This is a genomic window from Ensifer adhaerens (assembly GCF_002007205.1).
Classification (GTDB): Bacteria; Pseudomonadota; Alphaproteobacteria; order Rhizobiales; family Rhizobiaceae; genus Ensifer; species Ensifer adhaerens_D.
On record NZ_LAZS01000012.1, the window covers coordinates 1,046,222 to 1,072,289 of the forward strand.

At 59.0% G+C, this 26,068-nt stretch carries 24 protein-coding genes and 3 pseudogenes; 11 read left to right on the plus strand and 16 right to left on the minus strand.

From position 1 onward, the window contains the following. Nucleotides 1–22: 22 nt before the first annotated feature. Both XB14_RS29680 and XB14_RS29685 read left to right on the plus strand, forming a co-directional pair. Entirely contained in the window at nucleotides 23–1,018 is a 996-nt protein-coding gene (locus tag XB14_RS29680) for an ornithine cyclodeaminase family protein (RefSeq protein WP_077967477.1), read from the plus strand. Nucleotides 1,019–1,106: 88 nt separating this feature from the next. After that, nucleotides 1,107–2,072, plus strand: coding sequence for a threonine/serine dehydratase (locus XB14_RS29685; RefSeq protein WP_077967479.1), 966 nt, complete (start codon nucleotides 1,107–1,109; stop codon nucleotides 2,070–2,072). A 295-nt stretch (nucleotides 2,073–2,367) separates the two neighbouring features. Here the strand turns inward: XB14_RS29685 and XB14_RS33985 are convergent, their stop codons facing one another. From XB14_RS33985 to XB14_RS29700, 4 genes are all read right to left on the minus strand, one after another. Then, the gene (locus tag XB14_RS33985; RefSeq protein ID WP_419178635.1) at nucleotides 2,368–2,661 is read right to left on the minus strand and encodes a homocysteine S-methyltransferase family protein; all 294 of its coding nucleotides are present in this window, start codon (nucleotides 2,659–2,661) and stop codon (nucleotides 2,368–2,370) included. Next, a complete protein-coding gene (locus tag XB14_RS33990; protein ID WP_419178636.1) occupies nucleotides 2,603–2,938 on the minus strand; it encodes a homocysteine S-methyltransferase family protein in 336 nt (111 codons plus the stop codon). Before XB14_RS33990 ends, XB14_RS33985 begins: the two co-directional genes overlap by 59 nt. A gap of 450 nt (nucleotides 2,939–3,388) precedes the next feature. Beyond that, nucleotides 3,389–3,736: an FMN-dependent NADH-azoreductase gene (locus XB14_RS29695; RefSeq protein WP_077967481.1), complete on the minus strand. Its 348-nt coding sequence runs from the start codon at nucleotides 3,734–3,736 to the stop codon at nucleotides 3,389–3,391. 31 nt (nucleotides 3,737–3,767) lie between these two features. Next, nucleotides 3,768–4,697, minus strand: coding sequence for a LysR family transcriptional regulator (locus tag XB14_RS29700; protein WP_077967853.1), 930 nt, complete (start codon nucleotides 4,695–4,697; stop codon nucleotides 3,768–3,770). Between the two features lie 109 nt (nucleotides 4,698–4,806). On the opposite strand from XB14_RS29700, the gene XB14_RS29705 reads away from it, so the two are divergent. From XB14_RS29705 to XB14_RS29715, 3 genes are all read left to right on the plus strand, one after another. Continuing rightward, complete coding sequence (locus XB14_RS29705; RefSeq protein WP_077967482.1) at nucleotides 4,807–5,559, plus strand: 3-oxoacyl-ACP reductase family protein; 753 nt, start codon at nucleotides 4,807–4,809, stop codon at nucleotides 5,557–5,559. A gap of 60 nt (nucleotides 5,560–5,619) precedes the next feature. Then, the gene (locus XB14_RS29710) at nucleotides 5,620–6,219 is read left to right on the plus strand and encodes an NADPH-dependent F420 reductase (RefSeq protein WP_077967483.1); all 600 of its coding nucleotides are present in this window, start codon (nucleotides 5,620–5,622) and stop codon (nucleotides 6,217–6,219) included. 66 nt (nucleotides 6,220–6,285) lie between these two features. Then, complete coding sequence (locus tag XB14_RS29715) at nucleotides 6,286–7,479, plus strand: MFS transporter (RefSeq protein WP_077967484.1); 1,194 nt, start codon at nucleotides 6,286–6,288, stop codon at nucleotides 7,477–7,479. Nucleotides 7,480–8,140: 661 nt separating this feature from the next. Here XB14_RS29715 and XB14_RS29720 read toward each other — a convergent pair. Beyond that, a complete protein-coding gene (locus tag XB14_RS29720; protein WP_143348599.1) occupies nucleotides 8,141–8,506 on the minus strand; it encodes a hypothetical protein in 366 nt (121 codons plus the stop codon). A 118-nt stretch (nucleotides 8,507–8,624) separates the two neighbouring features. Here XB14_RS29720 and istA point away from each other — a divergent pair, with 118 nt between their 5' ends. Further along, nucleotides 8,625–10,136, plus strand: coding sequence for an IS21 family transposase (gene istA, locus XB14_RS29725; protein ID WP_419178637.1), 1,512 nt, complete (start codon nucleotides 8,625–8,627; stop codon nucleotides 10,134–10,136). Nucleotides 10,137–10,150: 14 nt separating this feature from the next. Next, entirely contained in the window at nucleotides 10,151–10,906 is a 756-nt protein-coding gene (istB, locus tag XB14_RS29730; RefSeq protein WP_077967492.1) for an IS21-like element helper ATPase IstB, read from the plus strand. Nucleotides 10,907–11,037: 131 nt separating this feature from the next. Here the strand turns inward: istB and XB14_RS29735 are convergent, their stop codons facing one another. From XB14_RS29735 to XB14_RS29745, 3 genes and pseudogenes are all read right to left on the minus strand, one after another. Next, nucleotides 11,038–12,105: an ABC-three component system protein gene (locus XB14_RS29735; RefSeq protein ID WP_179119702.1), complete on the minus strand. Its 1,068-nt coding sequence runs from the start codon at nucleotides 12,103–12,105 to the stop codon at nucleotides 11,038–11,040. A gap of 152 nt (nucleotides 12,106–12,257) precedes the next feature. Continuing rightward, nucleotides 12,258–12,748 (minus strand): annotated as a pseudogene (locus XB14_RS29740) (DUF1612 domain-containing protein); the annotation flags it as partial. A 133-nt stretch (nucleotides 12,749–12,881) separates the two neighbouring features. After that, nucleotides 12,882–13,391 carry a hypothetical protein gene (locus tag XB14_RS29745; protein WP_077967496.1) on the minus strand — a complete coding sequence of 170 codons (510 nt, stop codon included), beginning with the start codon at nucleotides 13,389–13,391 and terminating at the stop codon, nucleotides 12,882–12,884. A gap of 433 nt (nucleotides 13,392–13,824) precedes the next feature. On the opposite strand from XB14_RS29745, the gene XB14_RS29750 reads away from it, so the two are divergent. The 3 genes from XB14_RS29750 to XB14_RS29760 are packed head-to-tail and all read left to right on the plus strand — an operon-like array spanning nucleotide 13,825 to nucleotide 15,633. Then, nucleotides 13,825–14,067, plus strand: coding sequence for a type II toxin-antitoxin system Phd/YefM family antitoxin (locus tag XB14_RS29750; RefSeq protein ID WP_077967498.1), 243 nt, complete (start codon nucleotides 13,825–13,827; stop codon nucleotides 14,065–14,067). Further along, nucleotides 14,064–14,483 carry a type II toxin-antitoxin system VapC family toxin gene (locus XB14_RS29755; protein WP_077967500.1) on the plus strand — a complete coding sequence of 140 codons (420 nt, stop codon included), beginning with the start codon at nucleotides 14,064–14,066 and terminating at the stop codon, nucleotides 14,481–14,483. The genes XB14_RS29750 and XB14_RS29755 overlap by 4 nt, the downstream gene beginning before the upstream one ends. Next, entirely contained in the window at nucleotides 14,473–15,633 is a 1,161-nt protein-coding gene (locus XB14_RS29760) for a tyrosine-type recombinase/integrase (protein WP_077967502.1), read from the plus strand. The genes XB14_RS29755 and XB14_RS29760 overlap by 11 nt, the downstream gene beginning before the upstream one ends. A 122-nt stretch (nucleotides 15,634–15,755) precedes the next feature. On the opposite strand, the gene XB14_RS29765 is transcribed toward XB14_RS29760, so the two are convergent. The 7 genes and pseudogenes from XB14_RS29765 to XB14_RS29795 form a co-directional block, all read right to left on the minus strand. After that, nucleotides 15,756–16,325 carry a type II toxin-antitoxin system VapC family toxin gene (locus tag XB14_RS29765; RefSeq protein ID WP_077967504.1) on the minus strand — a complete coding sequence of 190 codons (570 nt, stop codon included), beginning with the start codon at nucleotides 16,323–16,325 and terminating at the stop codon, nucleotides 15,756–15,758. Nucleotide 16,326: 1 nt separating this feature from the next. Then, nucleotides 16,327–16,674 (minus strand): hypothetical protein, encoded by a 348-nt coding sequence (locus XB14_RS33700; RefSeq protein WP_234804180.1) that lies wholly within the window; start codon nucleotides 16,672–16,674, stop codon nucleotides 16,327–16,329. 246 nt (nucleotides 16,675–16,920) lie between these two features. Next, nucleotides 16,921–18,135, minus strand: a complete 1,215-nt coding sequence (gene repC, locus XB14_RS29775) for a plasmid replication protein RepC (RefSeq protein WP_077967506.1) — start codon at nucleotides 18,133–18,135, stop codon at nucleotides 16,921–16,923. Between the two features lie 184 nt (nucleotides 18,136–18,319). Next, a pseudogene (repB, locus tag XB14_RS29780) lies at nucleotides 18,320–19,310 on the minus strand (plasmid partitioning protein RepB). Further along, a pseudogene (repA, locus tag XB14_RS29785) lies at nucleotides 19,307–20,251 on the minus strand (plasmid partitioning protein RepA); the annotation flags it as partial. The pseudogenes repA and repB, both read right to left, overlap by 4 nt. Nucleotides 20,252–20,283: 32 nt before the next feature. Then, nucleotides 20,284–21,297 (minus strand): IS30 family transposase, encoded by a 1,014-nt coding sequence (locus tag XB14_RS29790; RefSeq protein WP_419178638.1) that lies wholly within the window; start codon nucleotides 21,295–21,297, stop codon nucleotides 20,284–20,286. Between the two features lie 246 nt (nucleotides 21,298–21,543). Continuing rightward, a complete protein-coding gene (locus tag XB14_RS29795; RefSeq protein WP_077967510.1) occupies nucleotides 21,544–22,917 on the minus strand; it encodes an ISNCY family transposase in 1,374 nt (457 codons plus the stop codon). A gap of 249 nt (nucleotides 22,918–23,166) precedes the next feature. On the opposite strand from XB14_RS29795, the gene XB14_RS29800 reads away from it, so the two are divergent. Continuing rightward, nucleotides 23,167–25,023, plus strand: a complete 1,857-nt coding sequence (locus tag XB14_RS29800; RefSeq protein WP_419178639.1) for a potassium transporter Kup — start codon at nucleotides 23,167–23,169, stop codon at nucleotides 25,021–25,023. A gap of 110 nt (nucleotides 25,024–25,133) precedes the next feature. On the opposite strand, the gene XB14_RS29805 is transcribed toward XB14_RS29800, so the two are convergent. After that, nucleotides 25,134–25,970, minus strand: a complete 837-nt coding sequence (locus tag XB14_RS29805; protein ID WP_077967513.1) for a DUF4118 domain-containing protein — start codon at nucleotides 25,968–25,970, stop codon at nucleotides 25,134–25,136. Nucleotides 25,971–26,068 lie beyond the last annotated feature (98 nt).

A 26,068-nucleotide genomic window follows, 5' to 3' on the forward strand; every position in this document is an offset into this window, starting at 1 on the left:
ACAACCAACTGGAGGGCTATGCATGAAAACCTTGCTGCTGAAGAAAGAAGACGTCAGCCGGTTGATCTGCATGACCGATGTTATCGGCGCGGTCGAAGAGGCCTACAAGGCTTTTAACAGCGGCCAAGTTGAACAACCCGACTACATGAGCATCCATCTCCCGCCGCCTCGAGGAGAGATCGATTTCAAGCTCGGCTATAACAAAGTCAATGAAGTGATCTCCATGAAGGCATCATCCGGTGGTTTCGTCGATAACCCAACGGTCTATGGGCTACCGGGCGGCATGGGAACCATTCTCCTGTTCGATGCCAGAAATTGTGCATTGATGTGCATCATGGATGGAAGCCTGATCACTGGCCTTAGAACCGGCGCGGCTGGTGCTGTGTCAGTGAAAGCTCTGGCGAGAAAAGGTGCGACGAAGATCACATCGATCGGGACTGGCAACCAGGCGAGAATGCAGATCCGGGCAATCACCGAGGTCATGAAGGTTCAGGAAATCTACGCATGGGACAGCAACCCCGACACGCTCGGTAACTACAAGCGCGATATCGAAAGCGAGTACGGCATTCCGGTGGTCATGGCCGGCTCAAAAAAGGAAGCGGTTGAGCATGCCGATATCTTGATCACAACCACCCGCGGCACGGGATCGCTTGTGGAAGCGCAATGGGTAAAGCCGGGTACGCACATCGTCGCGATCGGCACGGATCAGCGCGGGAAACAGGAACTGGATCCCGCGATCTTCAAGAATGCCAAGCTCGTCGTCGATTCAATTTCGCAGTGCACCGAAAAGGGCGAAACGTGGCACCCCTTGCATAAGAAGATCATCACCAAAGACGACATTCACGGCGAAATTGGCGAAATATTGCTGGGTAAAAAATGCGGCAGAGAGAATGAGGAAGAAATAACGATCTTCGACTCTACGGGCATGGCGATACAAGACAACACCACCTCCGTTCAAATCTATAACAATGCCATGGACCGGGATTTCGGAACACTGTTCGAATTCTTCGCTTCATAACGGTTAGAGTTCATTTACTCTCGAAAACAAAGCATCGTGCCGATGGTCAAGAAACGCAATCCGCCAATCTGAGAGGGCGAGGAAAACTATGCGCAACTACCCAACGATTGAGGATATTCGCCAAGCACGGGAAAGGCTTAGACCCCACATCAGACATACTCCGCTCTTGCGCGCAGATAAGATCGAAAAGGTCGTCGGTTGTCAGCTCTATCTCAAGCCCGAAACCCTGCAAGTTACGGGTGCGTTCAAAATTCGCGGCGCTTTAAACAAGGTCCTTTCGCTCCCCAGAGAAGAGATCGAATGCGGCATTATCGCAAGCTCCTCCGGCAACCATGCGCAGGGCCTCTCATATGCGGCCAGGATGATGGGGGTCAAAGTAATACTGGTACTGCCAGTGACGACCCCGAAAATCAAGATTGCAAATACGGAGGCCCTCGGCGCAGAGGTGGTCCTTTTTGACGGCGATACCGCTGCAAGATGGCAAAAGGTCTACGAAATCGCCGAGGGAAACAACTATGCGGTGGTTCACGGCTTTGAAGACCCCTGCGTGATGGCGGGCCAAGGGACAATTGGGTGCGAGATACTCGACGATCTTGAAACCGTGGACACGGTTATTGTCCCCGTAGGCGGTGGAGGACTTATCTCAGGGATCGCAACAGCGATAAAGGAAACAAAACCATCGGTGCGCGTCATCGGCGCAGAGCCTGCGTTGACACCGAAGTACTTTTACAGCCGGATTAACAAGGAACGGACATCGTTTCCATTGAAAAACACCATTGCGGATGGTTTGAGGATCAGTGTTCCGGGTCAGAATCCCTACCCGATCATAGAGAGGTACGTGGACGACATTGTTCTCGTTGAAGACGAGCACATTATCAAAGGCATGCGGACTCTCGCCTCGGACATGAAGCTTATCGCCGAGCCAGCAGCCGCGATCGGTGTCGGGGCTTTGCTGGCTGGCTCCATCGAAGTCCACAAGGATGAAAAAGTCTGCGCTCTATTGACCGGAGGGAACTGGGACCTGTGTGACCTCGCGAAGGTTTACGGGGAGTAACTTGGACGCTTGGCGCGCCGACGGCCTCAGGGAATTCCTGGACGGAGATTAAATGCGCTTTCGACATCGTACCGAACTAGCTCAAAGCCACCGGAAGGCGCGCCCTGGTTTTCGAGCAGTTGAAAGAGCTTTGGTCTGCGGAACAGATCGCCGGTCGTCTCAAGATCTGCGTTCGCAATTATCCAATTGGAGCTAGTCTCCAGACTTCCCCGCGGTGACCGTGAATTGCCTCACTTCAGCCGCCTCTCAAAAGCGGAGCGCAATTTTGAGAAATGCAGCGTAAGGGATCGACCAGCTATTCAGAATGCGAATACTGATCGTTTTCGCGCTGTTTAAGTCGGGATGCGACGCACCGTATATGCGACGCTCCCACTCCACAGCAGCCACCAATGATCGAGGCGCCGCTTTTCACCCAATCGGATGCAAAACTAGAATAGCGGTCAGCTGAGAGATCGTCTCGAACGTAATGTAACGTTTCGTCTGCCGCTCCCTCTTCATCGGAAGCGAATGCATTCGCATAAACACCCATATCAAGGGAAACGCCCAAATCGCCGAAGACCCCAGAGGCCTCCTCGACCGCTGCCTGCATAACTTCGGGACGGCTGCAATTGAAGAGGAGTGCCTGAGCTGCCGACGGCAACCCATCGCGCCGCATCGGCCAGGCGTTCCCCGGAACGCAGGGCTACCGAGTTTGACTCCGATCCGGGTCCGTCTTCAAGCGTGAAGGATATCCAGAACGGTTTACCGGTGCTCTCTATCGCCTGCTGCACTGCCTTGGCTTCGGCCGTGAGGCTCAGGGTTTCACCTAGCCACAGATCAACGTAGGGCGCGAGTTCTTCCACCAACAGGCCAAGATAGTCCTGCACCCGCTCCGGTCTGAGTTGCGGTTCGTACGAACCGAAGATCGGCGGGAAGCGCGCCGAACGATTAGCGCGTCATATCACGGACCAGTTTCGCAACGGGACCAGCGACGAGGCTGCTTTATTCGAGAACGCTATGTGGCTGGAGCAGCACTCCGGCGCCGCATGGCATCGACCGGACGCATAGGGAACGTTTCGGATCGGGGGCCGTTGTTGGATTTGCCGATGATCCACGAAGCCGGATGATCGATCGGCTCCAACGCCAAGCCGTTGTCGAGCGGAGCTGCCAGTACACGCTTGCTCCCCGTCGTCGCCTTTCTTTTGGGCTCGACACCGCCTCTTCCACTTCATCGTGCCGACCAAAGAGATGGCGCGCGGTTACTTCCCAACAGTTGCTAATTACATCCGCAAAGAAAGGCGGCAGCGCCTGAGGAAACTTGTGCGGTGAGCACGGGACTACGCCGCCTTCAGGGACAACTCGTGCTGTTCGGAGCTAACATTGACGCCATCGGCGGTAATAACTTCAGGGTTGGCAATGCCGATAAAGGCAAAGACGCTCTTGAGGTAACTGAGCGTGTGCTCGAAGTTCTCGGCGGGGCAACCCGGACCATAAAAGCCGCCACAGGCCAGGGCGATGATGACGCGTTTCGTTCCCACGAAGCTTTCAGCTCGCTTTGCTGTGTACCGGAAGGTCTTGCCCGGAACCGCGATGCGATCGATCCAGGCTTTCAGTTGGCTCGGAACCCTGAAACTGTAATGCGGTACGCCAAGCACAACCGTTTCCGCTGCAAGAAACTCTTCCAAAACGTTTCGCCAAGCTCAATTTCGGCCTTCGCTACCCCAGACTCCCTGCAAAGCGTTCCGGCCACTTTTCGCGCTGGAACGTTTCGACGAGGAAATCGATAAAAACACGGGTCTTGAGCGGCAGAAGTGTGCGGTTGGCGTAGTAAATCGAGATCGGCCCGGCATCGGCGTACCAAGCTGGTAACACCCGGACCAGTTCACCGCTTTCCAGATAGGGCAGCGCGTCGGGCTTGGCGATCATTGCGACCCCAAGCCCTAGCAACGCTGCGGACCGCATGGCGGCCGGATCGTTCACGACAATCGTTTCCCGCAGCAGGGCCGGCTGTTCTTCGCCGGCGACGTTCCGCATCTGCCACTGTCGAATACGACCGGTCCGCATCGACCGCATCACGATACCGTCGAGTTCCTGCAAGGCGGTGGGATCATGCGGTTGAGCCTGACTGTGCAAGTATGCAGGCGACGCCACGGCAATGATATGAGCGGCCGCGAGGGTCTTGGCGACTATGCCTGGGGTCAGTTCGAAGCCGCCCCCGATCGCCGCGTCGTAGCCTTCGGCTATCAGATCCACCTGCCTATTCTCAAACATCCATTCCGGCCTGACCAGTGGATAGCGTCTCATGAATTCGGGCAGAGTCGGCAAGATATAGTTCATTCCGAAGGTCGGGCTCATGCTCAGCTTCAATACGCCTGCCGGCTCTGATTGATCGCTCGTGGCTTCCGCAATAGCCCCCTGTAGGCTCGCTAGGTGATCGCGGATCGACACAAGGAACCGCTCGCCGGGTTCCGTGAGTGCCAGATGCCGTGTGCTGCGCTGAAACAGCCTTAGCTTTAGATTGCTCTCCAGCGCAGCCACGTTGCGGCTGACGGCGGCCGGAGTCAGCCCTAAGCGCCGGGCCGCCGCAGAAAAGCTGCCAAGTTCGGCGCTGCGAACGAACGATTCCAGATTGGCGAGCGTCTCCATTTCCATCACTTTCAACAGTTACTTGAAATAGATAACAGCTCACTTCCACTTTTCGCAAGAAAATAAGAAGCCGATATTGCCTCCATCAACCAACCTTGGAGGTATCCAAATGACCAACACTTCTCTGAAACTGGCCGGTAAGGCCGCTCTCGTAACCGGCGGCTCGCGCTCGATCGGCGCCGCAATCGCCAAGCGTCTCGCCGCCGATGGTGCCGCTGTCGCCCTCACCTACAGCGCATCGCCCGACAAGGCGGCCGCTGTCGTCACCGAGATTGAAGCCGCTGGCGGCCGCGCCATCGCCATTCACGCCGACTCGGGCAATCCGGAATCCGTCCGCGCGGCTGTCGCGAAAACGGAAGAGACCTTCGGTTCGCTCGACATTCTCGTCAACAATGCCGGCATCGCTCTTGGCGGCCCGATCGAAGAGATCAAGTTCGAGGATTACGAACGCATGATCGCCGTGAATGTCACGGGCGTCTTCGTCGGAACTCAGGAAGCCGCGCGGCGGATGAAGTCCGGCGGCCGTATCGTCCATATCGGCTCGTCGATGACCCGCTATGCCGCTTTCCCGACCGCCTCACTCTATACGCTCACAAAGGGAGCTGTTGCTGGTTTCAACCGCAGCCTCGTGCGTGACCTCGGTCCGAAGGGGATCACCGTCAACACCGTACATCCCGGTCCGACCGATACCGACATGAACCCGGATGGCGGCCCCGTTTCGAAGATTGTTGGCCCCGGGATGGCAATCGGCCGCTACGGCAAGGACTACGAGGTCGCCAGCGTCGTGGCCTACCTCGTTAGCCCTGAAGCGGCCTTTGTAACCGGCGCCGACATCGTCGCCGACGGTGGTTTCACCGCCTGATCCGCCACCGGCGCTCCAATGCCGGAGCGCCGGTTCCCCCTATTTCAAAGGAGAACCAGCATGTCCATCGGTATCATCGGAGCCGGCAATATCGGCGCGGCCTTCGCCCGCGCCCTTGCGCGCAACAGCATTTCCGCCACCATCGCCAACAGCCGCGGCCCGGCCTCACTTGCCGTGCTCGAAACGGAACTAAAGCCCTTCATCAAGGCAGGTACGCTTGAAGAGGCGGCGAGCGCCGACATCGTGCTGGTCGCCGTCAACTGGTCGAAGCTGCCGCAGGCGCTGAAGGGTCTGCCGGATTTCGGCGGCCGCATCGTCATCGACGCCAACAATCCCATCGAGGCGCCGCTGTTCAAACCGGCCGAGCTGAACGGTCGTCTTTCCACCGAGATCTTCGCCGATCTCGTGCCCGGAGCACGTGTCGTCAAAGCGTTCAACCATCTGCAACCGCACCTGATCTCGGGTGATCCGAAAGCCGAGGGCGGCTCGCGAGTTCTGTTTTATTCGGGCGACGATGCGCGCTCCAAGGCGGAAGTTGGCGCGCTGATCTCCAGGCTCGGCTTCACCGGCATCGATCTCGGCCCGGTCTCGGTCGGCGGCAAACTGGTGCAGTTCCCCGGCGGCCCCCTGCCCACCCTTAACCTCGTCAAGTTCGGTTAAACGATCGTCGGCGAACTGGAGCCCCCTTTCTCCGGTTCGCCCAATTCTTCACCAAGGAATCCTCCCATGGACATGCCAGTCTCCCGCAGTGTTTCCGTAAGCCATGCGGATAGCAAACCGCTTGCCTCCTGGGCGGCAGTCGCCAGTGTCGGCGTCGGGGCCTTCGCTCTGGTCACCACCGAATTCCTGCCGGTTGGCCTTCTGCCTCTGATAGCGGCCGACCTTGGCATCAGCGATGGAACGGCCGGACTGATGGTGACGACGCCGGGCTTCCTTGCAGCAATTGCGGCGCCGATGACCCTCGGATTTGCCGCGCGCTTCGATCGCAAGCATGTGCTTGTCGCACTGCTAGTGCTGCTCGTCGTCTCGAACGCCATCGTCGCAACAGCCCAGGGATTTGCCGCGCTGATGTTCGGACGGGTGCTGCTCGGAATTGCGGTCGGCGGCTTCTGGACGATTGGCGGCTCGCTCGGCCCCCGCCTGCGTCCGGGCGCGGAAGGCCCGCGTGCCACAGCACTGATCTTCTCAGGTGTCTCGCTGGGCACTGTCGCCGGGGTCCCCGCGGGCGCCCTGATTGGCGACCTGTTCGGCTGGCGTACCGCGTTCCTGCTCGTATCAGGGGTCGCACTGCTGGTCGTGGCGGCGCTCCAGCTTCTGCTACCGGTAATAACAGCGCAGAAGGGTTCAGGACTAAAGCAAGTTCCGGACGTGTTGCGGTTGCGGCGGATCCGGATCGGTCTGACGGCAGCCGTGCTCATTTTTGTCGGGCAATTCGCGGCCTATACCTACATTACGCCGTTTCTCATCGGTGCAACCGGTATCGATACCGCAACTCTCAGCATGGTGCTGCTCGGCTATGGTGCGGCGGGGTTTGCCGGAAACCTGTTTGGGGGCTGGGCCGCTGGCCGGAACTTCGTCCTCGCGCTTGCCGGTACTGCGTTTCTGATCGCCTTGTCGGTGGCGGGCTTGCTGCTGGCCGGCAGCAGTGCGCTTATCGCCATTGCCTGGGTTGTCGCCTGGGGTTTCGGTTTCGGCATGCTGCCGATCGCCATGCAAACATTCCTGTTCAGTTCTGCATCGGACCGACTGGAAAGCATCGCCGCCCTCTTCGTCTCGATCGCGCAACTTGCAATCGGGCTTGGCGCGCTGGTCGGCGGCCTCGCAGTCGATAATTTCGGCGTGCCAAGCGCTCTCTGGCTCGGTGCGGCAAGCGCACTACTAACCGCGAGCCTGATCGCAGTAACCAGAAAAGCTGATTGATCCAGGGCGGACGATCGTCATGGCATTTGGTTTCTTGCTGCCGTTTCGTGCGTCGAAGGCGCCGGGTTTGCTCTGCGCATCACGCAATGCTGCAATGCAGCATAAACAGAATTAAATCACGCGAAGTGATTTATGATGAATATGTCGAAGCGCAGCACCTCCTCCCGCTGCGTCAGATGCAGCTCGGCTCACCTCCTCCCGGGCCGATCAGATCCAGGGACCCCGCCCCCTCCTCCCGGGTCGGGGTCTTTTCTGTCTCGAGACCTCTGCGTAACGGTGGCCACCCCGTAGCCTCTCGCTATGGAACAGGGCGGGGCACGCAGGGGCGAAGGCGTCCAACTGGAGTTGCCGACACGAACAATGGCCATCAGTTTCCCGCTCCTGCTACCGAGCGACGAGATCGATGAGCTTTAGTTGTCTGAGCTCGCCAGCGCGATGTCTGTGAAGAGCTAACCCTCCGCCGTTGACCAAGGGCGCCGCCGCTCTAGTCCGGAACGCACTTTATCTTCGAATTGTGATTAGCGATAATGGGCGCATTACCTCTCTCCTTTACCCAGTGCGAGATCATGGCCCGGGATGTATGAGGCTACTTCAAATCCGCTGTCGGCAAGACTGGTAATAACTCGCGTACGCCGGGGACCTTGGCAAACTGGTATAGGTCTCAATGAAGCTGCGGATTAACCGGTACTAAAATGCGACCACGCACTTTACCCTCGAGGAACTGCGGGACGAATGCGACCACATCGGCGAGCTGGACTTCCGTCGTCATTGCATCGAGTCTCGCCATGTCGAGTTCCTTTGCGAGCCGTTGCCAGGCGATCAGCCTCTCGGGCTTTGAACACATGACGCTGTCGATCCCGACAAGCGTCACAGCGCGCAAGATGAAAGGGGCGACGGTCGTGGGGAGTTCCATGCCGCCCGCCAGTCCGCATGCGGCGACGACACCGCGATTGCGGATTCCAGGAATTAACCGGACGGGATTCCGATCAAAATCCGGACAGCGTTCCGATCTGAAGCCGGACAGCATTCCAATCAATTACCGGACGGTTTTTCCGTCCTGACGATGCCTTTGGGTCAGCAACCTTGGCATGAATCTCCTCAGTATCCACGAGGGGAATTTCATGCCGTCGAAGAGAAGGCTGACCATGCGACACATACGACAGATGCTTCGGCTCTCTGCCGGCGGGACAAGCGTACGCGAGATTGCGGTGGTGCTCGGGATCGCCCGAAGTACGGTGCAAGATAATCTGGATCGGGCTAAGGCCGCCGGGTTGAGTTGGCCATTGCCAGGAGAACTGACAGACGATGCTCTGGAGCATCGGCTTTTCACCCGCGCCGGCGTCAAACAGGGCCAGCGGCGACGTCACGAGCCGAACTGGGCGGAGCTTTCCATCGAGCTGAAGAAGCCCGGCGTGACGCTGCTGATCCTGTGGGAGGAATATCGCAGCGTCCATCCCGGTGGTTATGGCTATAGCCGTTTCTGCGAGCTATTCCGCGGTTTCGAGCAGCGCCTTTCGCCGACGATGCGCCAGGAGCATGCTGCCGGCGATAAGGTCTTCGTGGACTATTCCGGCAAGAAGGTGCCGATCGTCGATCGCAAGACCGGGGAGGTCCGCGAGGCGGAGCTGTTCCTCGGCGTGCTCGGCGCGTCGAGCTTCACATTCGCAGAGGTGACCTGGTCGCAGACCTTGCCGGACTGGATCGGCTCGCATGTGCGCATGTTCGCCTTCTTCGGCGGCGTGCCCCGCCTGATCGTGCCCGACAATCTGAAGTCCGGCGTCAGCCGCGCCAGCTTCTACGATCCCGAGATCAACCGCAGTTACGGCATGATGGCGTCCCACTACGGTGTCGGCGTTCTGCCGGCGCGGCCGCGGCGTCCGAAGGACAAGGCCAAGGTCGAGAACGGCGTGCGCTTCGCCCAGAGCTGCATTCTCGGTCGCTTGCGCAAGCAGACTTTCTTCTCGCTCACAGAAGCCAATGCCGCGATCGCCGGCGTGCTGGAGCGCATCAACAATCATGTCATGCGCCGGCTGGGCGTCAGCCGCCGACATCTCTTCGAGACGGTCGAACGCGCCGCGCTCGCAAGTCTGCCCGCCGAGGATTACGAGTTCGCCGAATGGCGTTTTGCGCGGGTGTCGACGGACTATCATGTCGAGTTCCAGAGCTTCTTCTATTCCGTCCCGCATGGCCTCATCCGCCAGCAGGTCGATATCCGGGCGACAGTGCGGATGGTCGAGATCTTCCATCGCGGCAAACGCGTCGCCGTGCATCAGCGCCGCTATGGTGGGCCGCGCTATGGAACAGACCCCGCGCACATGCCCAGTTCCCACCGCCGCTACGCCGAATGGACGCCGGAGCGCTTCCGGCGCTGGGGCGCGTCCATCGGCCCGCAAACCGAGGGGTTGATCACCGCCATCCTCGCCAGCCGGCCGCATCCCGAGCAAGGCTTCAGAACATGCCTCGGCATCCTGCGCCTTTATCGCGACATCACCGGCGACCGCGCCGAGGCCGTTTCGGCGCGCGCCGTCGAGATCGGCGGCCTGACCTGCAAGACCATTGCCTCGCTCATCGCCACCCACAAGGACGCAAGGCATTCCACCGAACCTGCTGCCGTCATGGAGCACGCCAATCTGCGTGGCCCCGGCTACTTTCATTGAGGAGACAACGAACGATGCTGACCAATCCCACCATCGACATGCTGCGCGAACTCGGCCTGACAGGCATGGCCAGCGCCTATCAGGAACTCGAGGCGCAACCGGAAGCCCGAAGCCTCGAGCATGGCGAATGGCTTGCGCTGCTGCTCGAACGCGAGACGACCACGCGCCGGCAGAAGCGCTTCGAGGCGAGAGCCCGCGCCGCGAAGCTGCGCCATGACGCCCAGATCGAGAACGCTGACTTCCGCGCCGCCCGCGGCCTGGATCGCAATCTCTTCATGAAGCTCGCCGGTTGCGACTGGATCAGTCAGCGCCACAGCCTGCTGTTGATCGGCCCGGCCGGCGTCGGAAAGAGCTGGCTTGCATGCGCGCTCGGACACAAGGCATGCCGCGAGGATTTCTCCGTCGCCTATCACCCCCTTCCAAGGCTGTTCGCCACCCTTGCCCTGGCGCGCGGCGACGGCCGATATCCCAAGGTCCTCAAGGCGCTCGCGAGAACCGACCTGCTCATCCTCGACGACTGGGGCCCGGAGAAGCTCAACGACGAGCAGCGTCGCGATCTCCTGGAAATCATCGAGGACCGCTACGAGAGGCGATCGACGATTGTCACCAGCCAGGTGCCCGTGGATCACTGGTACGACATGATCGGCAATCCAACCATCGCCGACGCCGTCTTGGATCGCCTTGTTCACAATGCCTATCGCATCGAACTCAGCGGCGAGAGCATGCGAAAACAGAAAGCCGTGAGCACCGACCAAACAACCCTGGCTTGACCGCGGAACGGGTTCAGGTCAAAAAAACACACGACCCAGGGGCACAGCCACTGTCCGGCTTCAAATCGGAATCGTGTCCGGCATGCGATCGGAATACCTGTCCGGCTTCAGATTGGAATAGCCGTCCGGCATCATCGGAATACGCATGAGAGATCCGCGCCGGTGCAAATCAGCGGATGATAAATGAGCGCGTTGAAGCGTTGCTCGATATCAGACAGAAGGTTTAGATGGTGCTCGTTTGTCGCTGTCTTAAGGCCAGACTGGACAAAGTTGCGTGCGAAGCGGTTCTGGGAGTCATTCGCGAAAGCATATTCACCCTCCCGGCCTGCTGTGATCATTTTAGTTAGCAGGTCTCTGCGATCACGCTCGCTGACTTCATCCAAGCCATCATCATCGAACAATGCCGCATTTTCCGAAGTGCTCGCAGGCAATGGAGCTATCTTCTGTAAACGATGCCTGATACTTGCGTAAACGATGTCGAACCTGTCGATAGGCTTACAAATGCTTAGATGGTCTGCGTCGATAGCGACCGGCATTACAGCATTTACACCCGGATCCGCGCTCTTTGGGTCGACCACAAGCGCAATCTTCGCCGTTTTGTGCATCTCATGGTAGACGGAGATCTGGATAGCTTGGCTCAGACATAAGGATCGAAAACTGGCATTGAGCTCATCAAGGTCAGAAGAGTCTTTTTGCAGTTTGTTGACGTGCGATGACGCGAAGCATCCAGAAAACATCTTCAGCAAGTCAGCAAGCGACGAGCCACTGTGTGGTGTGGCAAGGAAGAAAATCCCTACACAACTCTTTGCAACCTTCTTCCAATCCTCATCCGATGAATCATTTGCCGTGCGCAAAATTTGTTTGACGAGGAGACCACCGAGGCTGTGGCAAATGAATACGAGCGGGCGGCTTCCAAACCCGTATACTGACAACGTCTCAAGTGCGTTCTTCGCGCGATCAAAGAGATTCATCTCTTTTTTCGCCCATTGTGCAAATATGCTAGCTGGGTACCCGAGCGTGTAATAGTTCAGATGCTGGAGGTCGGCCGCGAGCCAATGAGGCCAATACTCGCCTTCAGGTTCGCTTGTACCTTTGGACGACCAAGTCTCCTTGGGGTCTCCGGTTAGACCATGAACAAAAACCACATCGGCGCAACCGCCGTTGGCGGAAATTTTAGCGAAGACTGGAACAGCTGACAAATTTTGGCCCTGAAAGTCGAATGCAAATCATCTTCTACAACCGTAAATATTCCATCGGTAAATTCAAGCGAACTAAAAAAGTCTGCCTTCTTCTCAACAATTTCGCGCCCCGATAGTATCGTCAACCTCAGAAACGAGTCGTTGGCAATTAGGATCACATCCCACGCTCGAAACCTCCCCCTCCCCGTCATCTTGCTGAGGCCGAGTTCGCCGACAATCCGCCGCGCCGCCTGCGGCGTGACCTCAAGCGTCTTCACGACTAGGCCGGCCGAGACCAGCGGTTTCGCAATGACGAGCTCGATCAGCTCCGGCAGTTTTGACAAGGCGCGCCGGCCGACCAGCTTTCGCGCCATCATCTGCCGTCCCATCTCCAGCCTGTCGTGTTCCTTCACGCCGAGTTCAGCGGCCTCGGCAAGGCCCTGGACGATGGCGAGCAACCGGGTCTCGCGATCACGATGCCGGCGCCGATCGAGCGGGATGGATTTCAGCCCGCGATTGAAAGCGGAGAAATGCGCCGCGGTGGTGATGCCGGCCTGGCGCAGGATCGACGCCGCCAGCGACCGGCCGAGCTACGGCGCATGCTGCGGCACGGCTAACTGGTGCCAGGCGTCGAGGGCAGAACCGCCTGAATTACCGAAGGCGTATCTCCCATCGTGGCGAACACACAGCGCTAGACGTCCATCTTCAGCGCACCCTTTCATGCGCCGCTAGACACCTTGGCTCCTTCGATCACCGCGAGCAAGCCGCAACGTCCGCAAAACGAACAAAAGCTCCGTCTACTTAAGCACGTGATTTACTTTCTTTCGCCAAAGCTCATTCTTCGCTGCGGTCCAGTTCTCCTTCAATACTGCCCTATGCGTGGTCACGTAGTCAAAATCGATCGCGACACCGACCCGCGCTAAGCGCGTGCAAAGTCGGCGCTCCATCTTATATTCCGCCGAGGCAGCTTTGCCGCCCAGAGGATTTACCATTAGCAGAATTGTGGTTGCTAGTCGCCGCGCCTGCATCTGAAGCCTGAACCGACGGATGTAGAGCGATCTCGTGCCTGGTTGCATCAACCTCTCCAATTCCATCATAACCTGATCAAGCTCAATGGCCGCTGCCTTGTATTGAGCATCCCACGCCAAACGGGCCTCAGCGATTTTCTGCTTCCCCGCCTTTTGAAGTTGGACCCAACCAAATGCACCGGCTCCAAGTGCGGTGAGCACAAGGAGGAGAAGAGAAACGAAACCAAAGACACCGTCATAGTCTTTCGCCGCTCCAGCGACAGTTGCGACATTCTCCATACAAACCCCCGAACTTTGCGAGGGCACTCTACTCCTCCGGAGTTTACCGTCGGTTATTGGTGCGAGAGATCGTCAGTGAGACTCCAGAACGGCAGGAGAATGAGAACTAGGCTGTCCACGGCCGATGGCCAAATTTGCTGAACAGAGTTCCGACCAGAAGTCCGTTCCAATAAGTCCCGCAGCGATTTCACTACTCATTAACCATATGAATTAACGTTTCAATTTTGAAAAACGGAAATGAATTTGCCTTACGCTTCCGCCATCCAGACGCTAAATTCCACTGCATCTCACTATCGATAGGTTTCAGGTATCGATAGTGATGTGGTCTACTGTTTGACCAATCAGCCACCACACTCTATCTTCGTGCAGAAGCAAGAGTTTGCGATCGCCCGCGATTTCAGCGGCGAAAGACATTTTTCAACGGAGTCTTCCAATGAGCGTCACCGTCAAGGTCGCCGAGGCCAAGGCCCATCTCTCTGAGCTGCTCGCACGCGTCGAAGCCGGAGAGGAGGTCATCATATCCCGCGGCAACGATCCGGTCGCCCGCCTTTCGCGGGTCCAAAAGGACAACGAGCTCACGGCACTGATCGCCGAGGTACGCGCAGCCAGGATGCGAGCAAAATCGGTTACGAATGACGAAATCCTCGACTGGAAGCGAGAGGGACAAAAGTTTTGACCGTCTTCGTTCTCGACGCATCGACCGCGGCTGCCTGGCTGTTGCCGGAGGAATACAGCGAGGCGGCCGAGCGTCTCATCGCTGGCATCTCCAGCCCCTGCCCGGTACCCAACCTGTTCTGGCACGAGACGCGCAGCATTTTGATCAGCGCTGAGCGCCGACAGAGGATCGCGCCCGGCCAGGCCCTGAACGCGATGGCTCGTCTCCGCCGGCTGCCTCTTGACGACACCGGCGCCGGTCAGGACGGATCAGTGCTGGAACTTGCGAGCGCACACGGCCTGAGCGCGTATGACGCCGCCTATCTCGACGTTGCAGTCCGTCAATCCCTGCCGCTTGCCACCCTTGACCGCAAACTCGCCGGCGCGGCCCGCGCCGAGCGGATTCAGGTGCTGGGGCCCTTCGAGAATGAGCACTGACCTTACACCGTCGAAAACAGAGCGGCGCGCCGAGGAACTCGACGCGCTGGATGCCATCGTGCCCTTCGATCGGCGCGATCAGCTCGCCGCCCTTCTGACCGACGAAGACGTCGCGACGCTCAAGCATCTCGCCAGCGAAGGCATGGGCGACAATACGCTCAAGGCGCTTGCCTCGGATCTCGGTTATCTTGAGGCCTGGTGTCAGCTCGCCACGGACAGTCCCCTCCCCTGGCCGGCGCCAGAAGGCCTGCTGCTGAAATTCGTCGCCCACCATCTCTGGGACCCTGCCCGACGCGCGGACGATCCAAGCCATGGCATGCCGCTCGATGTGGAAGCCGGCTTGCGTTCCGTGCGGCTCCTGCGCGCCGACGGGCCGCACGCCCCCGAGACGGTGCGGCGTCGCCTGACGAGCTGGTCAATCTTGACCCGTTGGCGCGGACTGACAGGTGCCTTCGACGGTCCCTCGCTCAAGTCGGCGCTGCGGCTTGCGGTTCGCGCCAGTGCCCTGCCGCGGCAACGAAAGAGCAAGAAGGCCGTCACCGGCGACGTCCTGGAAAAATTGCTGCTCGCCTGCGCCGGTGAACGTCCTGTCGATCTGCGCGATCGGGCGCTGCTTCTGACCGCTTTCGCCTCCGGCGGCCGCCGCCGCTCCGAAGTAGCCGCGCTCCGTGTCGAAGACTTGGTTGACGAAGAGCCAGTGCGAGCGGATCCGGCCGATAGCGCCTCCCCTCCCCTTCCCTGCCTCTCAATTCGTCTCGGCCGCACCAAGACGACGACCAGTGATGACGACGAGCAGGTGTTTCTGATCGGTCGGCCGGTCGTGGCGCTGAGAGGGTGGCTGGAACACGTGGGCATCTTGGAAGGCCCGGTCTTCCGTCGCATCGACCAGTGGGGAAACGTCGATCGACGCGCTTTGACGCCGCAGTCCGTCAATTTAATCCTGAAGGCACGTTGCAAACAGGCCGGACTCGACTCGACACTGTTTTCGGCGCATGGGCTGCGATCAGGCTACCTGACCGAGGCGGCCAATCGCGACATACCGCTGCCTGAAGCGATGCAGCAGTCGCGGCACAAGTCCGTCACGCAGGCGGCGAGCTACTACAACAATGCGGAGCGGAAACAGGGGCGAGCGGCGCGGTTGGTCATTTAGTACCCCCTTGCTCAGGCGTGTTCGACTGAGCACACGGGGTCGACCGAGGACGGCAGCCCCAACGGTCGGTCGATTTTTCGTCTTGAGGTGGCCGCTTCGCCGCAAGCCCCGCAGCACTCTATTTAGTTGGTCGAGCGGTAAAACAGAACCCGGCCGGTCGGCATCAGTTGCAGTAGGTAATCGAAGTCGCTGATGTTGGCGGTAAGAACGGCAAGGCCCAGTTTCTGCGCCTGGAGAAACAAGACGCTGTCGTGAAGAGCTCGCAGCCGAGCGTCACGGTGGTAGCCCTGCAGCCGACACAACATCCCGGACAGCAAAGCGGCCCGGCCCAAAACGTCCGCATCAGGCGTGAAAACGCGATGGGCCGGCATTGCCCTAACCGTGGCTCGGATCTGTTGAATAGCTGTTTTCGTGCCTTTATGGGCCGGCTCGAGCACACCGACGGTATGCATCAGCTCCTGGATGGCGATTGTCGAGTGGTTGCTGTGGCGGATATCAAGCAGGTCCGCCACGAGCTCTGGGGCTCGACCTTGCAGTCCATCGATGTAGACGCACGTATCAAGTAGCAGGTCCAGCCCGGCTTCAGCGGGCTCGTCAAGGAAAGGCAGCTCGCTGTCGTTGCGCCTTGAAAGGGTCCGTCCTGGGTCAAACCTTCCCCAACGAACTGCGGCGTCGAAATCAAAGTCTGACAAGTTAGAAGCCGAGTTTCAGGTCAGGATCGACCGTCCCGCGGGTCTTGCGAAAAGCCGATCCAAAATCGTCGTCAAGTGCGACGGCGGCCAAAGCGAACTCGATCAAATCAGTATCGGTCTCGATGCCCGTGTGCTTCTTGGCTTGTTCGATAAGAGCCGGACTGATCCTGCCGCCGATCCTTTTGCTCTTTTCGCCCAACAGGCCGGAATGCTCAGCCGCTTTCATGACCGCATCAATCCGCGCCTTGCTGCCAGAAGTAAATTTGCCGACCTTCGCGTTGCGCACGGCCTTTGCAAGCAACGGCTCTTTTGCCGCTGGCCGTTCTCCCATTCCACTGTGCTTTACCATGACGGGTCCCGTGTCTGACAAAATGTAATTTCGTCCAACATAGTGCCGATCCACCTCGATATCAAGTTTGCGCGGCGCAGCGGTGGCGTGTCGCCGCGCTCCTCGAGCGCCTGCCGTCCTGCGAAGGCGCCCTCGCTCTCGGACCCGCTGTCGGCTTTCATGTTACACCTCCAAATGTTTCACATCACACGGCGACAACGAACTGCAGGCAATCACGGCGCATCGCAAACGTTCGATCCTCCGCCTTCAAGAGGCCTTACGTCCGGATCCGCCGTTCGTCCGCATCAGCGCCATCAACATTGGTCCGAGCGAAAACTCCTCGCGCTCGGCCCTTCGTGTCAAGTCGCGCAGATAGCCGCCGGCCGACTTGATGTGCCCTGCCCTTTCGAGAATGCACGCCATGACGGCAGCTGCATTCTCCGCCCCAAGGATTGCGCAGGCCTCCTCATAGGCGCTCGGACTGACGCCGAGCATCGATCGAACCACCACGGCGGCCGACAAAAGATCGCGCCAGCTCTCGATCGCACCGTTCGGCCCATAGTCGCGGATCCCTGGGCATGCCTGCAGCACCATACCCAACGGAAACGCCTTTATCGGCTCCCGCACCGGCCGGATGTCTGGGCTCGGCTTCGCCCCCTGCTCTTTTCGAGAGCTAGGTTCAAGTTCATGGATGGATTCGGTATTTGAATTCTGTATGTGGCATCCGTTTTGGACAGCATTGCTATCCGTATTTTGGGAATTTTCCTGAATTTCCAGCCGGTTGATGATCTCGTCGCGCAACATTTGCATTTCCTCGAGGATCGGCTCTATATCCGCAGCCGTCGGCGTGCGGGGAATGCGGCCGGTCAGCTCGACGAACATGTCCTCGATGCGTCCCCAATCGCCGGCAGCGCCCTCTTCCATTGCAGCCGTGAGCAGCTTTCGAACGTCACGTCGGCAGATCGAGAGGGCTTCCTTCATTGCGCGGAAACGCTTGCGCTCCGCAGCAACCTTTTGCGCCAGGTGCGCAAGCTCCTCGGCGCGCGCAACCAAGGGCGCCAGGCTGAAGCCGAAAGCCTCCTCGATCGTTCCCGCATCGCCCTTCCGCGCATAGCGCTTGCCGTTGGCGCTGTCCTTTCGCTGGATCAAACCGGCCTCGACCAGGGTGGCCAGATGCCGGCGCAAGGTCGTTCCGGCAATACCGTGAGCGCGAACAGACAGCTGGTCGTTCGAAGGGAATACGACCAGACCACGGTCTTCGCAAAGCTCACTCTTCGGATAGAACGTCAGCAATGCGTCCAACACTGCCAGGGCGCGGTCTTGTACACCAAGCGCGGTCCTCGCCTCGCAAGCGTCGCGAAACACCTTCCATTTGTCGACGGACTTTCCGGATTTGATCTCGGCCGTCCGCAACTGCCCTCTCACATGGGCAAGCGAAATCGGCCGCCGCCCAAAGGGCGTCGTCACATTTCCACCTTGCATCTTCCTTCACCTCTCTGCGAAGGCAAAAGAAACCTGCTCACCAAAAACGGTGCCAAAGACTCTTGACGGGGATTCGGGGAAATGCGATTCTCGGTTTGCTACAACACAGAGAAGGGCTTCCACGACGGCAACGTTTGGGGGCCTTTTTCTTTTGCGGTTACCCTCCAGCTTCCTGCTTCACGCCCTATCGGGCATTCCTCTGCATGAACTGATCATGCAGGTGTTCGATCTGTTCGGCCACGAAATCGACGAAACCACTCGGAACGGACTTGTTGAATGCAAGCTTCGAACCGGACTTTCCATGACTTACCTGCCTAAGCACGAGACCGTGCGAGACGAGTTGTGGCGCGTCAACGGACAAAAGTGTCCCCTCTGCTTTACCGGAAAGTGCTTCGAAGACACTTGCAAAACGGGCATTGGTGTCAGCGCTGCGAACGCCTTCTTTCGCCAGGACCGACCGGACAACTTTGAGCGGTGCGCCATGGGATGACCACTTCGCTTCGAAATCCACCCAACGCCGCCGGCCGACCTCAGGCGCGGCGCCGATTTCCTGCAGCACGTCGTGGGGCAATGCGCTTGCCAGACGGATCATCTCCGAGACATGGGACTTTCCGGTGTTGAGCGACTTGCTAATGACGCCGCGGCTGAAGCCGGCGACCTCTTGCGCGCGCGCAAACAGGCACCGCTCGATAAAGGAGAGATCGAAGCGGTTGCTATTTTCTTCGCCCTGCAGAACAATTGCATCTTCATCGTTCAAATCCCGGGCTATCGCCTTGAACTTGACACCCAGCAGTCTGGCGGCGGCAAGACGGCGGCGACCGAACACGATCTGGAACGGCTTCGGTGCGCCCTGAACCGAACGAACGAGGCCCGGGTGCTTTGTCCGTGCTCAGCCATCGAGTGAACAAGTTCTGCAAGGTTGGCCGCCTCATAGGCCGAGGCGAAGCGATCGGGAATGGCAGAATCAAGGACGTCGTCCGGATCGATCTCAATGACCTGTCCGCCATCCTTCAAGAGCCGCTCTGCAAGCTCGCTACGCTCCTGGATCTGCCTGACCCCGGCTGCGACTTTCAGCAGATGCGGAGACGTCGTCCTTTGGCCCCTTCCCTGTCGGGCGAGGTGTCGAGCTGGTTGAGGACGTTTGCAAAAAGACCTTTGGAATCCTTACGGCTCATTCTCTCCCCCATGCCTTCCAGAAGAGAGCTTCCAGCTCCGCATTGGCTGCATTGATGGACTCGATGGCGCGGTCATAGGTCTTCGGTGCGGAGAAGCGCGCCCGTTGCACCTCGTAGAGGCTTTGCTTCCACGTGAGCGCATCTGCGACAGCAGTCGACTTGATGACGGAGTTCAAAAGCAAGTCCTCACCGAACACCTGGCGCATGAATGCGGACATGTTGGCCTGGGGATGGTCGTTGGGCTCAAACTTGGTGACCAGGAACTTTGCGAAATCCCACTGAGCCGAAGTTCCCACTTCGTCGAGGATCTGCATGTAGGAAGCGGCAAGCTCGAGGAACTTCGCCGTGGAGTCGACGTCCAGCATGTGGGCCGGAACGGAGATGACGACGCCGGTCGCCGCGGTCAATGACGAAAGCGTGAGGAAGTTCGGCGACGGAGCCGAGTCCATGAGGATGAAGTCATAGTCGTCGGCAACCTGTTCGAGGGCCTGCGAAACGCGAAGCAGGAAGCCTGTTCCACCAGCCCTCCGCATTTCCAGCGCAACTGCCGTCTCAAATTCGGTCAGTTCGAGACCGGCGCAGATAACGTCGAAACCAGCAATATGCGTTTGATGAATGATAGATCGGGTTGGGATCGGATCCTCGAACCGGATTGCGGAATAGAGTGTGTCCCCTCCCCGGTAGTCGAAGTTCGGCAGGTTGCCGTGGAGTGCCGTCAGGGACGCCTGCGGGTCAAGATCGACGGCGAGCACGCGGTAACCACGCAGCGCCAGATAATGGCCGAGGTGGATGGTCGTCGACGTCTTGCTTGAACCGCCCTTGAAGTTGGTAACTGCGATGATCTGGCACTGCTCGTTTTCGGTGCGGCGCGGGTTCATCCACTTCTTGCGGCCATTGGCGGCGAGCACCATGCGCAACTCGAGAACCTGCTCCAGCTGGTGGTTCCAGATTGAATGCAACGATCGCGAGAAACCTACATGCTTTGACCCTTCATAGCCAACAGGTACTGGCTGAAGATCTCCTTCGGCGTCTGGAACCCCAGGCACTTGCGCGGGGTGGTGTTGAGACGGTCGCACAATGCTCGGATCTCCCGATTGCTCACATCCAGGACGACGGTCTCTGCCGGCAGGTAACGCCGAACACGCTTGTTGGTGTTCTCGACCGTGCCTTTCTGCCAGGGCGCTTGTGGGTCGCAGAACCAGACCGATGTTCCCATGCCCTTTTCCAGCTCGCGCCACGAGACGAATTCCAAACCGCGATCGAACGTCAGACTTTGCCGTGCTTGCGCGGGTAGGGCGCCGAGATGGCTGATCAGCTGCCCCACGATCGGCTTCGAACGCCTGTCATTGTTCCGAAACAGAACCGTGTAGCGGCTCTTGCGCTCCACGACAGTGGCCACGTTGGCCGATCCATGTTCCTTCCTGAAGATCATCAGATCCGCCTCCCAATGACCAAAATCGCTGCGGGAGTTGATGCTGTCTGGCCGATGACGGATGGCGCATTCAATTGGAAAGACGAGACTTCTCGGCTTTCGCGCATATCGGGGGCGTCGCTTGCGTCGTCGTTCCGGCAAGTGACGTCCCAGCTGCTGATCCTGACCTTCCGGAGAGTAAACGTACTGATAGATCGTCTCATGGCTCAGTCGCGACGAGGACCCGTTGATGAGCCTTAGGCGACCTGAAATCTGTTCCGGTGACCACCCATCCTTCAAACGATCGATGACCGCGGCGCAAAGCTGCGGGTCGAGCAAAAGCTTCCGGTAGCGCCGACGCCGGTCCTCAGCCATCTGTTGAGCCGTCACGTGCCAATAGCCCTCGGCAATGGGGACTTCACGGTCGTGCCAGAAATTCCGTCGTAGCTCGCGGCAGATGGTCGAACGGTCGCGACGAAGCGTCCGCGCGATCTCCGCCTGGCTGATCTCCTTCTCATGCATCCGCGCAACGACGCGGCGTTCATCCATACTCAACTGCACAAAAGAGCGGGCCACATCCATCCTCCTGAAACGATGGCCAATTTGCCTCCGTTGCATTTGAAAATGGAATCCGCCCCCGCTACAAACAATGTGGCGGCGAAGTTGAACTGTCCTTCGTGGTGCAAAGTAGAAATGTCACGTTGAGCCGTCGCAAGGCACGACGACCAGCCCCGATCTGACCGGCTCACCCGGTTGCAAGATCAGATCGGGGCGGGTGAAGGGCACCCCTTCGGCTTTAGCTTTGAGAGCCAGATCAATGGATCATTCCGCGGCATCAAGCCGGGACAGGGCCTGCTCGCGCCGCGCAATCACCCCCGGATCGTTCATGAAATCCGTCCGCTTGCCCGGCTTGCGGCCACGCGGTTTGTAGCCATTCTTCTCGCTGTTCGTCTTCACCGCCGGCTGCGTCTGCTGCTCCTGGCGTTCCTTGATATAGGCCAGGACATCACCGAGCCGCTTGTTCTCGGTGATCGCCGCATGCGTCACCCGCTGGTCCTTGTCGAATAGTCTGTAGGGCAGGGAATGGCCTTTCCAGCGCACATCCAGTCGACCATCGGCATAGGCATAGGTCTCGACATGGCGACCAGCCAAACCACGTGTCACCTCGGTCTCCTCAAGCATGATCCGCCGGCGCTCGAACGAAAACGTCAGCTGCGCTCCGACATAGCGCTGCTCGCGTTTGCACAGGACGTCGCGCAACCGATCCGGGGCGAGATTCAGCGGGCGGTGCAGGTCATCGGGTCGGGCAGGGACGATCGCAAACCGCGCGTTGTAGTGTTCTGTGAAGCCAGGCAAAAAGGCATTGCCAGCCTCCATGTCGTCGATACCCGCCAGCCTTAATTCCTTGATCAGGCGATCTTGCAGCGTCCGGTTCATCCGTTCGACACGACCTTTGGCCTGACTGGAATTTGCGCAAAGAATCTCGATGTTTAGCTCGCAAAGTGCACGCCCGAACTGGGTCATGCCCTGGCCACCCCTGGCATCCTTCTTCGCCACCCGAAACACCGAATGCTTGTCGGAATAAAAGGCGACAGGTGCCCCATGATGCTCAAGGTAAAGCGCCAGCGCTTCAAAGTAGCTGAAGGCGCTTTCCGAGCGCACAAACCGCAACTGCATCACCTTGCCGGTCGCGTCATCGACGAACACCAGAAGCGAGCACGGCGGCCCGCGATCCTCAAACCAGCGATGCTCCGACCCGTCGATCTGCACCAGTTCGCCATAGGCCTCGCGCCGCAACCGTGGCTGATGAAACGTCCGCCGCTGCCTGCGCGACAGCCAAAGTCCGGCTTCTGCCATCCATTGGCGCAGCGTCTCGCGCGACACCCGCAACCCATCGCGCTCGGCCAGCTTCTCGGCTGCCAAGGTCGGACCAAAGTCCACATAGCGTTCGCGAACGAGCGTCACGGCATAATCCCGAACACCGTCGCTGATCCGATTGTTCGAGGGCCGGCCGATCGCCTTATGCCGGATCGAAGCCGCACCGCCGGTGTTGATCCGCTCCAGCAACCGACGCACCTGGCGGGTGCTCAGCTCAAGCACGCGCGCCGCCGACGCCAACGTCATGCGGCCGGCGATCACTTTCGACAAAACCTCAATCCGCTGCAGATCGCGTTCGCTCATCGCAATCAATCCCATCCGCAATCTCCCAGGTCAGCAAAACCCGGGGAGAGTGACATTCCAACTTTGCAGGATCAGGACACTTTAACTTTGCGGCTACAAACAAAGATCGCGTAACCTGAATTATGGAACTATCTCGTCGCCTTTGAACGCAGAAGTATTTTGCCTGACATTTCGCGCTGCACCATATAGGTTCCCGCACCTTGGCAGCAGGATTCCGGAGAACATATGCGCCCTCTTAACGAAGCTTCCGAACGTCAAACGGAGATGCGAAGCTTTCTTGTTCTCCTCATCGGGTGCGTCGGCGTCGTCTATGGCGACATCGGAACGAGCCCGCTCTATGCCTTTCGTGAGGCACTTCGCCCCTTCTTGAGCGACGGTGCACAGGCAAACGAGGTTATCGGCCTCATCTCGCTGATGGTCTGGACGCTGACGATTGTCGTGACGTTCAAATACGTGCTCTTTCTCCTTCGCGCCGACAACGACGGCGAAGGCGGGACCTTGTCGCTTCTCGCGCTCCTGATGAAGAAGACGGGCAGCTTCATGCCGGTGCTGTTCTTTGCGGGATTGATCGGGGCGGCTCTGTTCATCGGCGACGCGATGATTACGCCTGCCCTTTCGGTCATGTCGGCGCTTGAAGGCATGAAACTCGTCACGCCGGCCCTTGACGACTATGTGCTCCCTCTGGCCGCGGCCGTTATGGTCGCGCTGTTTGCCGTCCAGTCGAAAGGCACCGAAGCGGTCGCCAAGTTCTTCGGGCCAATCACCGTGGTCTGGTTCCTCGCAATGGCGTGGGGTGGTCTCATCCACATTGGCGACGACTGGACGATCCTTGAGGCTTTGAACCCGATGAATGCCCTTTGGTTCATCACGCATGCGGGCTGGGCAGGCCTGGTCGTACTTGGTGCGGTGTTCCTGACGGTCACGGGAGCGGAAGCCCTCTATGCGGACCTCGGTCATTTCGGACGCAAGCCGATCAGCACCGCCTGGTTTGTGCTGGTGTTCCCGGCGCTGGCGTTGAACTACCTCGGCCAGGGTGCGCTCGTGCTCAGTCACCCGGATGCGGTGCATAACCCCTTCTACCTTCTCTATCCCGATTGGGCTCTGCTACCGATGGTCATCCTCGCCACGATGGCGACAATCATTGCCAGCCAGGCCGTCATCACCGGAGCGTTTTCGCTGGCGCGGCAAGCGGTCCACTTGGGCTTCCTCCCGCGCCTGCTGATCAAGTTCACCTCCGAAACCAACACCGGCCAGATCTACGTGCCCGCGGTAAACGCGCTCCTGTTCGTCGGCGTCATCACGCTGATTTTCTCCTTTGGCGACTCGGAATCGCTTGCCACCGCGTACGGGATCTCGGTGACCGGCGCGATGGTCGTGACCACCCTGATGGCATTTCAGTTCCTTCGCTCGGTTTGGGGCTACTCGACCCTTCTCGCGGGCATGCTACTGGCGCCGTTGCTTGTTATCGAGAGCATCTTCCTGATGGCGAACCTGCTCAAGATCCATGATGGTGGCTGGGTCCCGGTGGCGCTGGCACTGGCAATCATGATTGTGATGTGGACCTGGACGCGCGGATCGCAAATGCTGCGCGAAAAGACCGCGCGAAACGACATACCCTTGGAGACGTTTATCCGTTCCATCGAGAAATCGACCCATGGGCCCCAGACGGTTCGCGGAACCGCTGTCTTTCTAACCAGCGTGGGCGACAAAACTCCCGCCGTCCTCCTTCACAACATCAAGCACAATCACGTCCTTCACGAGCAAAACGTCATTCTGACCGTCCGGACGTCCGAGCACCCGTATGTCGCAGAGAAGGACCGTGTTTCGCTGACGGAGCTTTCGGACAGATTTGCAAGACTCGAACTCTGCTTCGGATTTATGGACGAGCCGAACGTTTCGAAAGCGCTCTCCCTCTGCAAGAGAGCCGGTTTCAAGTTCGAGATCATGCAGACGTCGTTCTATCTGGGGCGGAGAACGCTTCTCAGTGACCCCAACTCCGGTCTGCCGGGCTGGCAAGACAAGCTCTACATCGCTCTTTCAGGGCTTGGCATCGACCCATCGTCCTACTTCAAGCTGCCAGCCAATCGTGTCGTCGAGATCGGCGAACAGGTCACAATCTAAATTTCGGTGACGTCTGCAATGAGATGGCCCGCATCCACAGGATGAACCTCCAAAACGTGCCGGAACTGGCGACCCGCTGGGCTATTTGTCGTCCTCGGCGTCTTCAGGCTCTAAATGGTCGGCCGGCGATCGAGTGCCAGCGTCAAAATGCTCCTGACAACATCGATCAACGTCTCCGGGGCATCGGGGCGCCCCGCGGCGTCGAATGCAAGGCCAAGCACGGCGCGCTGATCGGACGCCGTTGAAACCGGCCAAAAGTCAAAACGCGACTCCGGATAAACCTCCGCAAGTTGTACAGTCCCTGTCGCTGCCGACGACAGGGCCGCGTCGAGCTCGGCCGCCTGCGGTGCGATGTCCCCAACGCTCTCGAAAAAGCTCACCTTGTCCCCTGAAACGAGAACAACGATCGCAGGAACGTCAAAGAGAGCGGCAAGCGCCTTGGATGTTATCGTGGAAATCACCTTCGCATTTCCCGCCCCTGCGATTTCGCGGCTATAGTCCTTGAGCAGCAGCGCCTGGCGCCGCAGATGCGCCGCATCGGTGCCCCGATGACGGGAAGTATGGGCGACACCGCTGACGATGATCCCGATGACAAAAAGCAGAGCAATCGCCCAAATGTTTGCGGGGTCGTCGACCATCAACGTGTATCGGGGCTCCGTCAGGAAGAAATTGTAGGCGAGAGACCCCAATATTGCCGAGCAAAGTGACGGACCCAACCCAAAACACACACCCGCGACAACGACTGGCACCACAAACACGAGAGACAGGTTCGGGATCGCGACCCCGCTGTCGACGCCAATCGCCACAACGGTCGCGACAGCGGTCATCACAACCGAGACGACATAGCCCACAGCAGCCGACGGTAACGACGGCGCCCCGTCCAGCAACGCCTCCGCATCCAGCAGCGGTGGGACATCTCGAGACATCTTCGACTTGGCGCTCGCCATCGTTGCATCTCCTGCCAAACAGCATGGCATCCGACACGGCAGAGTCTCGGCGCAAAAGAACGGGCGACAGAGAGGAAGCCGCGGCCGTGAGCGGCGCT

Coding starts and splice junctions, on each gene's coding strand:
- XB14_RS33700 (WP_234804180.1), bottom strand. CDS start 16,674: ATGGTAAAGCACAGTGGAATGGGAGAACGGCCAGCGGCAAAAGAGCCG.
- XB14_RS29720 (WP_143348599.1), bottom strand. CDS start 8,506: ATGCTGTCCGGCTTCAGATCGGAACGCTGTCCGGATTTTGATCGGAAT.
- XB14_RS29805 (WP_077967513.1), bottom strand. CDS start 25,970: ATGGCGAGCGCCAAGTCGAAGATGTCTCGAGATGTCCCACCGCTGCTG.
- repC (WP_077967506.1), bottom strand. CDS start 18,135: ATGCAAGGTGGAAATGTGACGACGCCCTTTGGGCGGCGGCCGATTTCG.
- XB14_RS29760 (WP_077967502.1), top strand. CDS start 14,473: ATGAGCACTGACCTTACACCGTCGAAAACAGAGCGGCGCGCCGAGGAA.
- XB14_RS29750 (WP_077967498.1), top strand. CDS start 13,825: ATGAGCGTCACCGTCAAGGTCGCCGAGGCCAAGGCCCATCTCTCTGAG.
- istA (WP_419178637.1), top strand. CDS start 8,625: ATGCGACACATACGACAGATGCTTCGGCTCTCTGCCGGCGGGACAAGC.
- istB (WP_077967492.1), top strand. CDS start 10,151: ATGCTGACCAATCCCACCATCGACATGCTGCGCGAACTCGGCCTGACA.
- XB14_RS29800 (WP_419178639.1), top strand. CDS start 23,167: ATGCGAAGCTTTCTTGTTCTCCTCATCGGGTGCGTCGGCGTCGTCTAT.
- XB14_RS29795 (WP_077967510.1), bottom strand. CDS start 22,917: ATGGGATTGATTGCGATGAGCGAACGCGATCTGCAGCGGATTGAGGTT.
- XB14_RS29710 (WP_077967483.1), top strand. CDS start 5,620: ATGTCCATCGGTATCATCGGAGCCGGCAATATCGGCGCGGCCTTCGCC.
- XB14_RS29685 (WP_077967479.1), top strand. CDS start 1,107: ATGCGCAACTACCCAACGATTGAGGATATTCGCCAAGCACGGGAAAGG.
- XB14_RS29705 (WP_077967482.1), top strand. CDS start 4,807: ATGACCAACACTTCTCTGAAACTGGCCGGTAAGGCCGCTCTCGTAACC.
- XB14_RS29700 (WP_077967853.1), bottom strand. CDS start 4,697: ATGGAGACGCTCGCCAATCTGGAATCGTTCGTTCGCAGCGCCGAACTT.
- XB14_RS33985 (WP_419178635.1), bottom strand. CDS start 2,661: ATGCAGGCAGCGGTCGAGGAGGCCTCTGGGGTCTTCGGCGATTTGGGC.
- XB14_RS29680 (WP_077967477.1), top strand. CDS start 23: ATGAAAACCTTGCTGCTGAAGAAAGAAGACGTCAGCCGGTTGATCTGC.
- XB14_RS29715 (WP_077967484.1), top strand. CDS start 6,286: ATGGACATGCCAGTCTCCCGCAGTGTTTCCGTAAGCCATGCGGATAGC.
- XB14_RS29745 (WP_077967496.1), bottom strand. CDS start 13,391: ATGGAGAATGTCGCAACTGTCGCTGGAGCGGCGAAAGACTATGACGGT.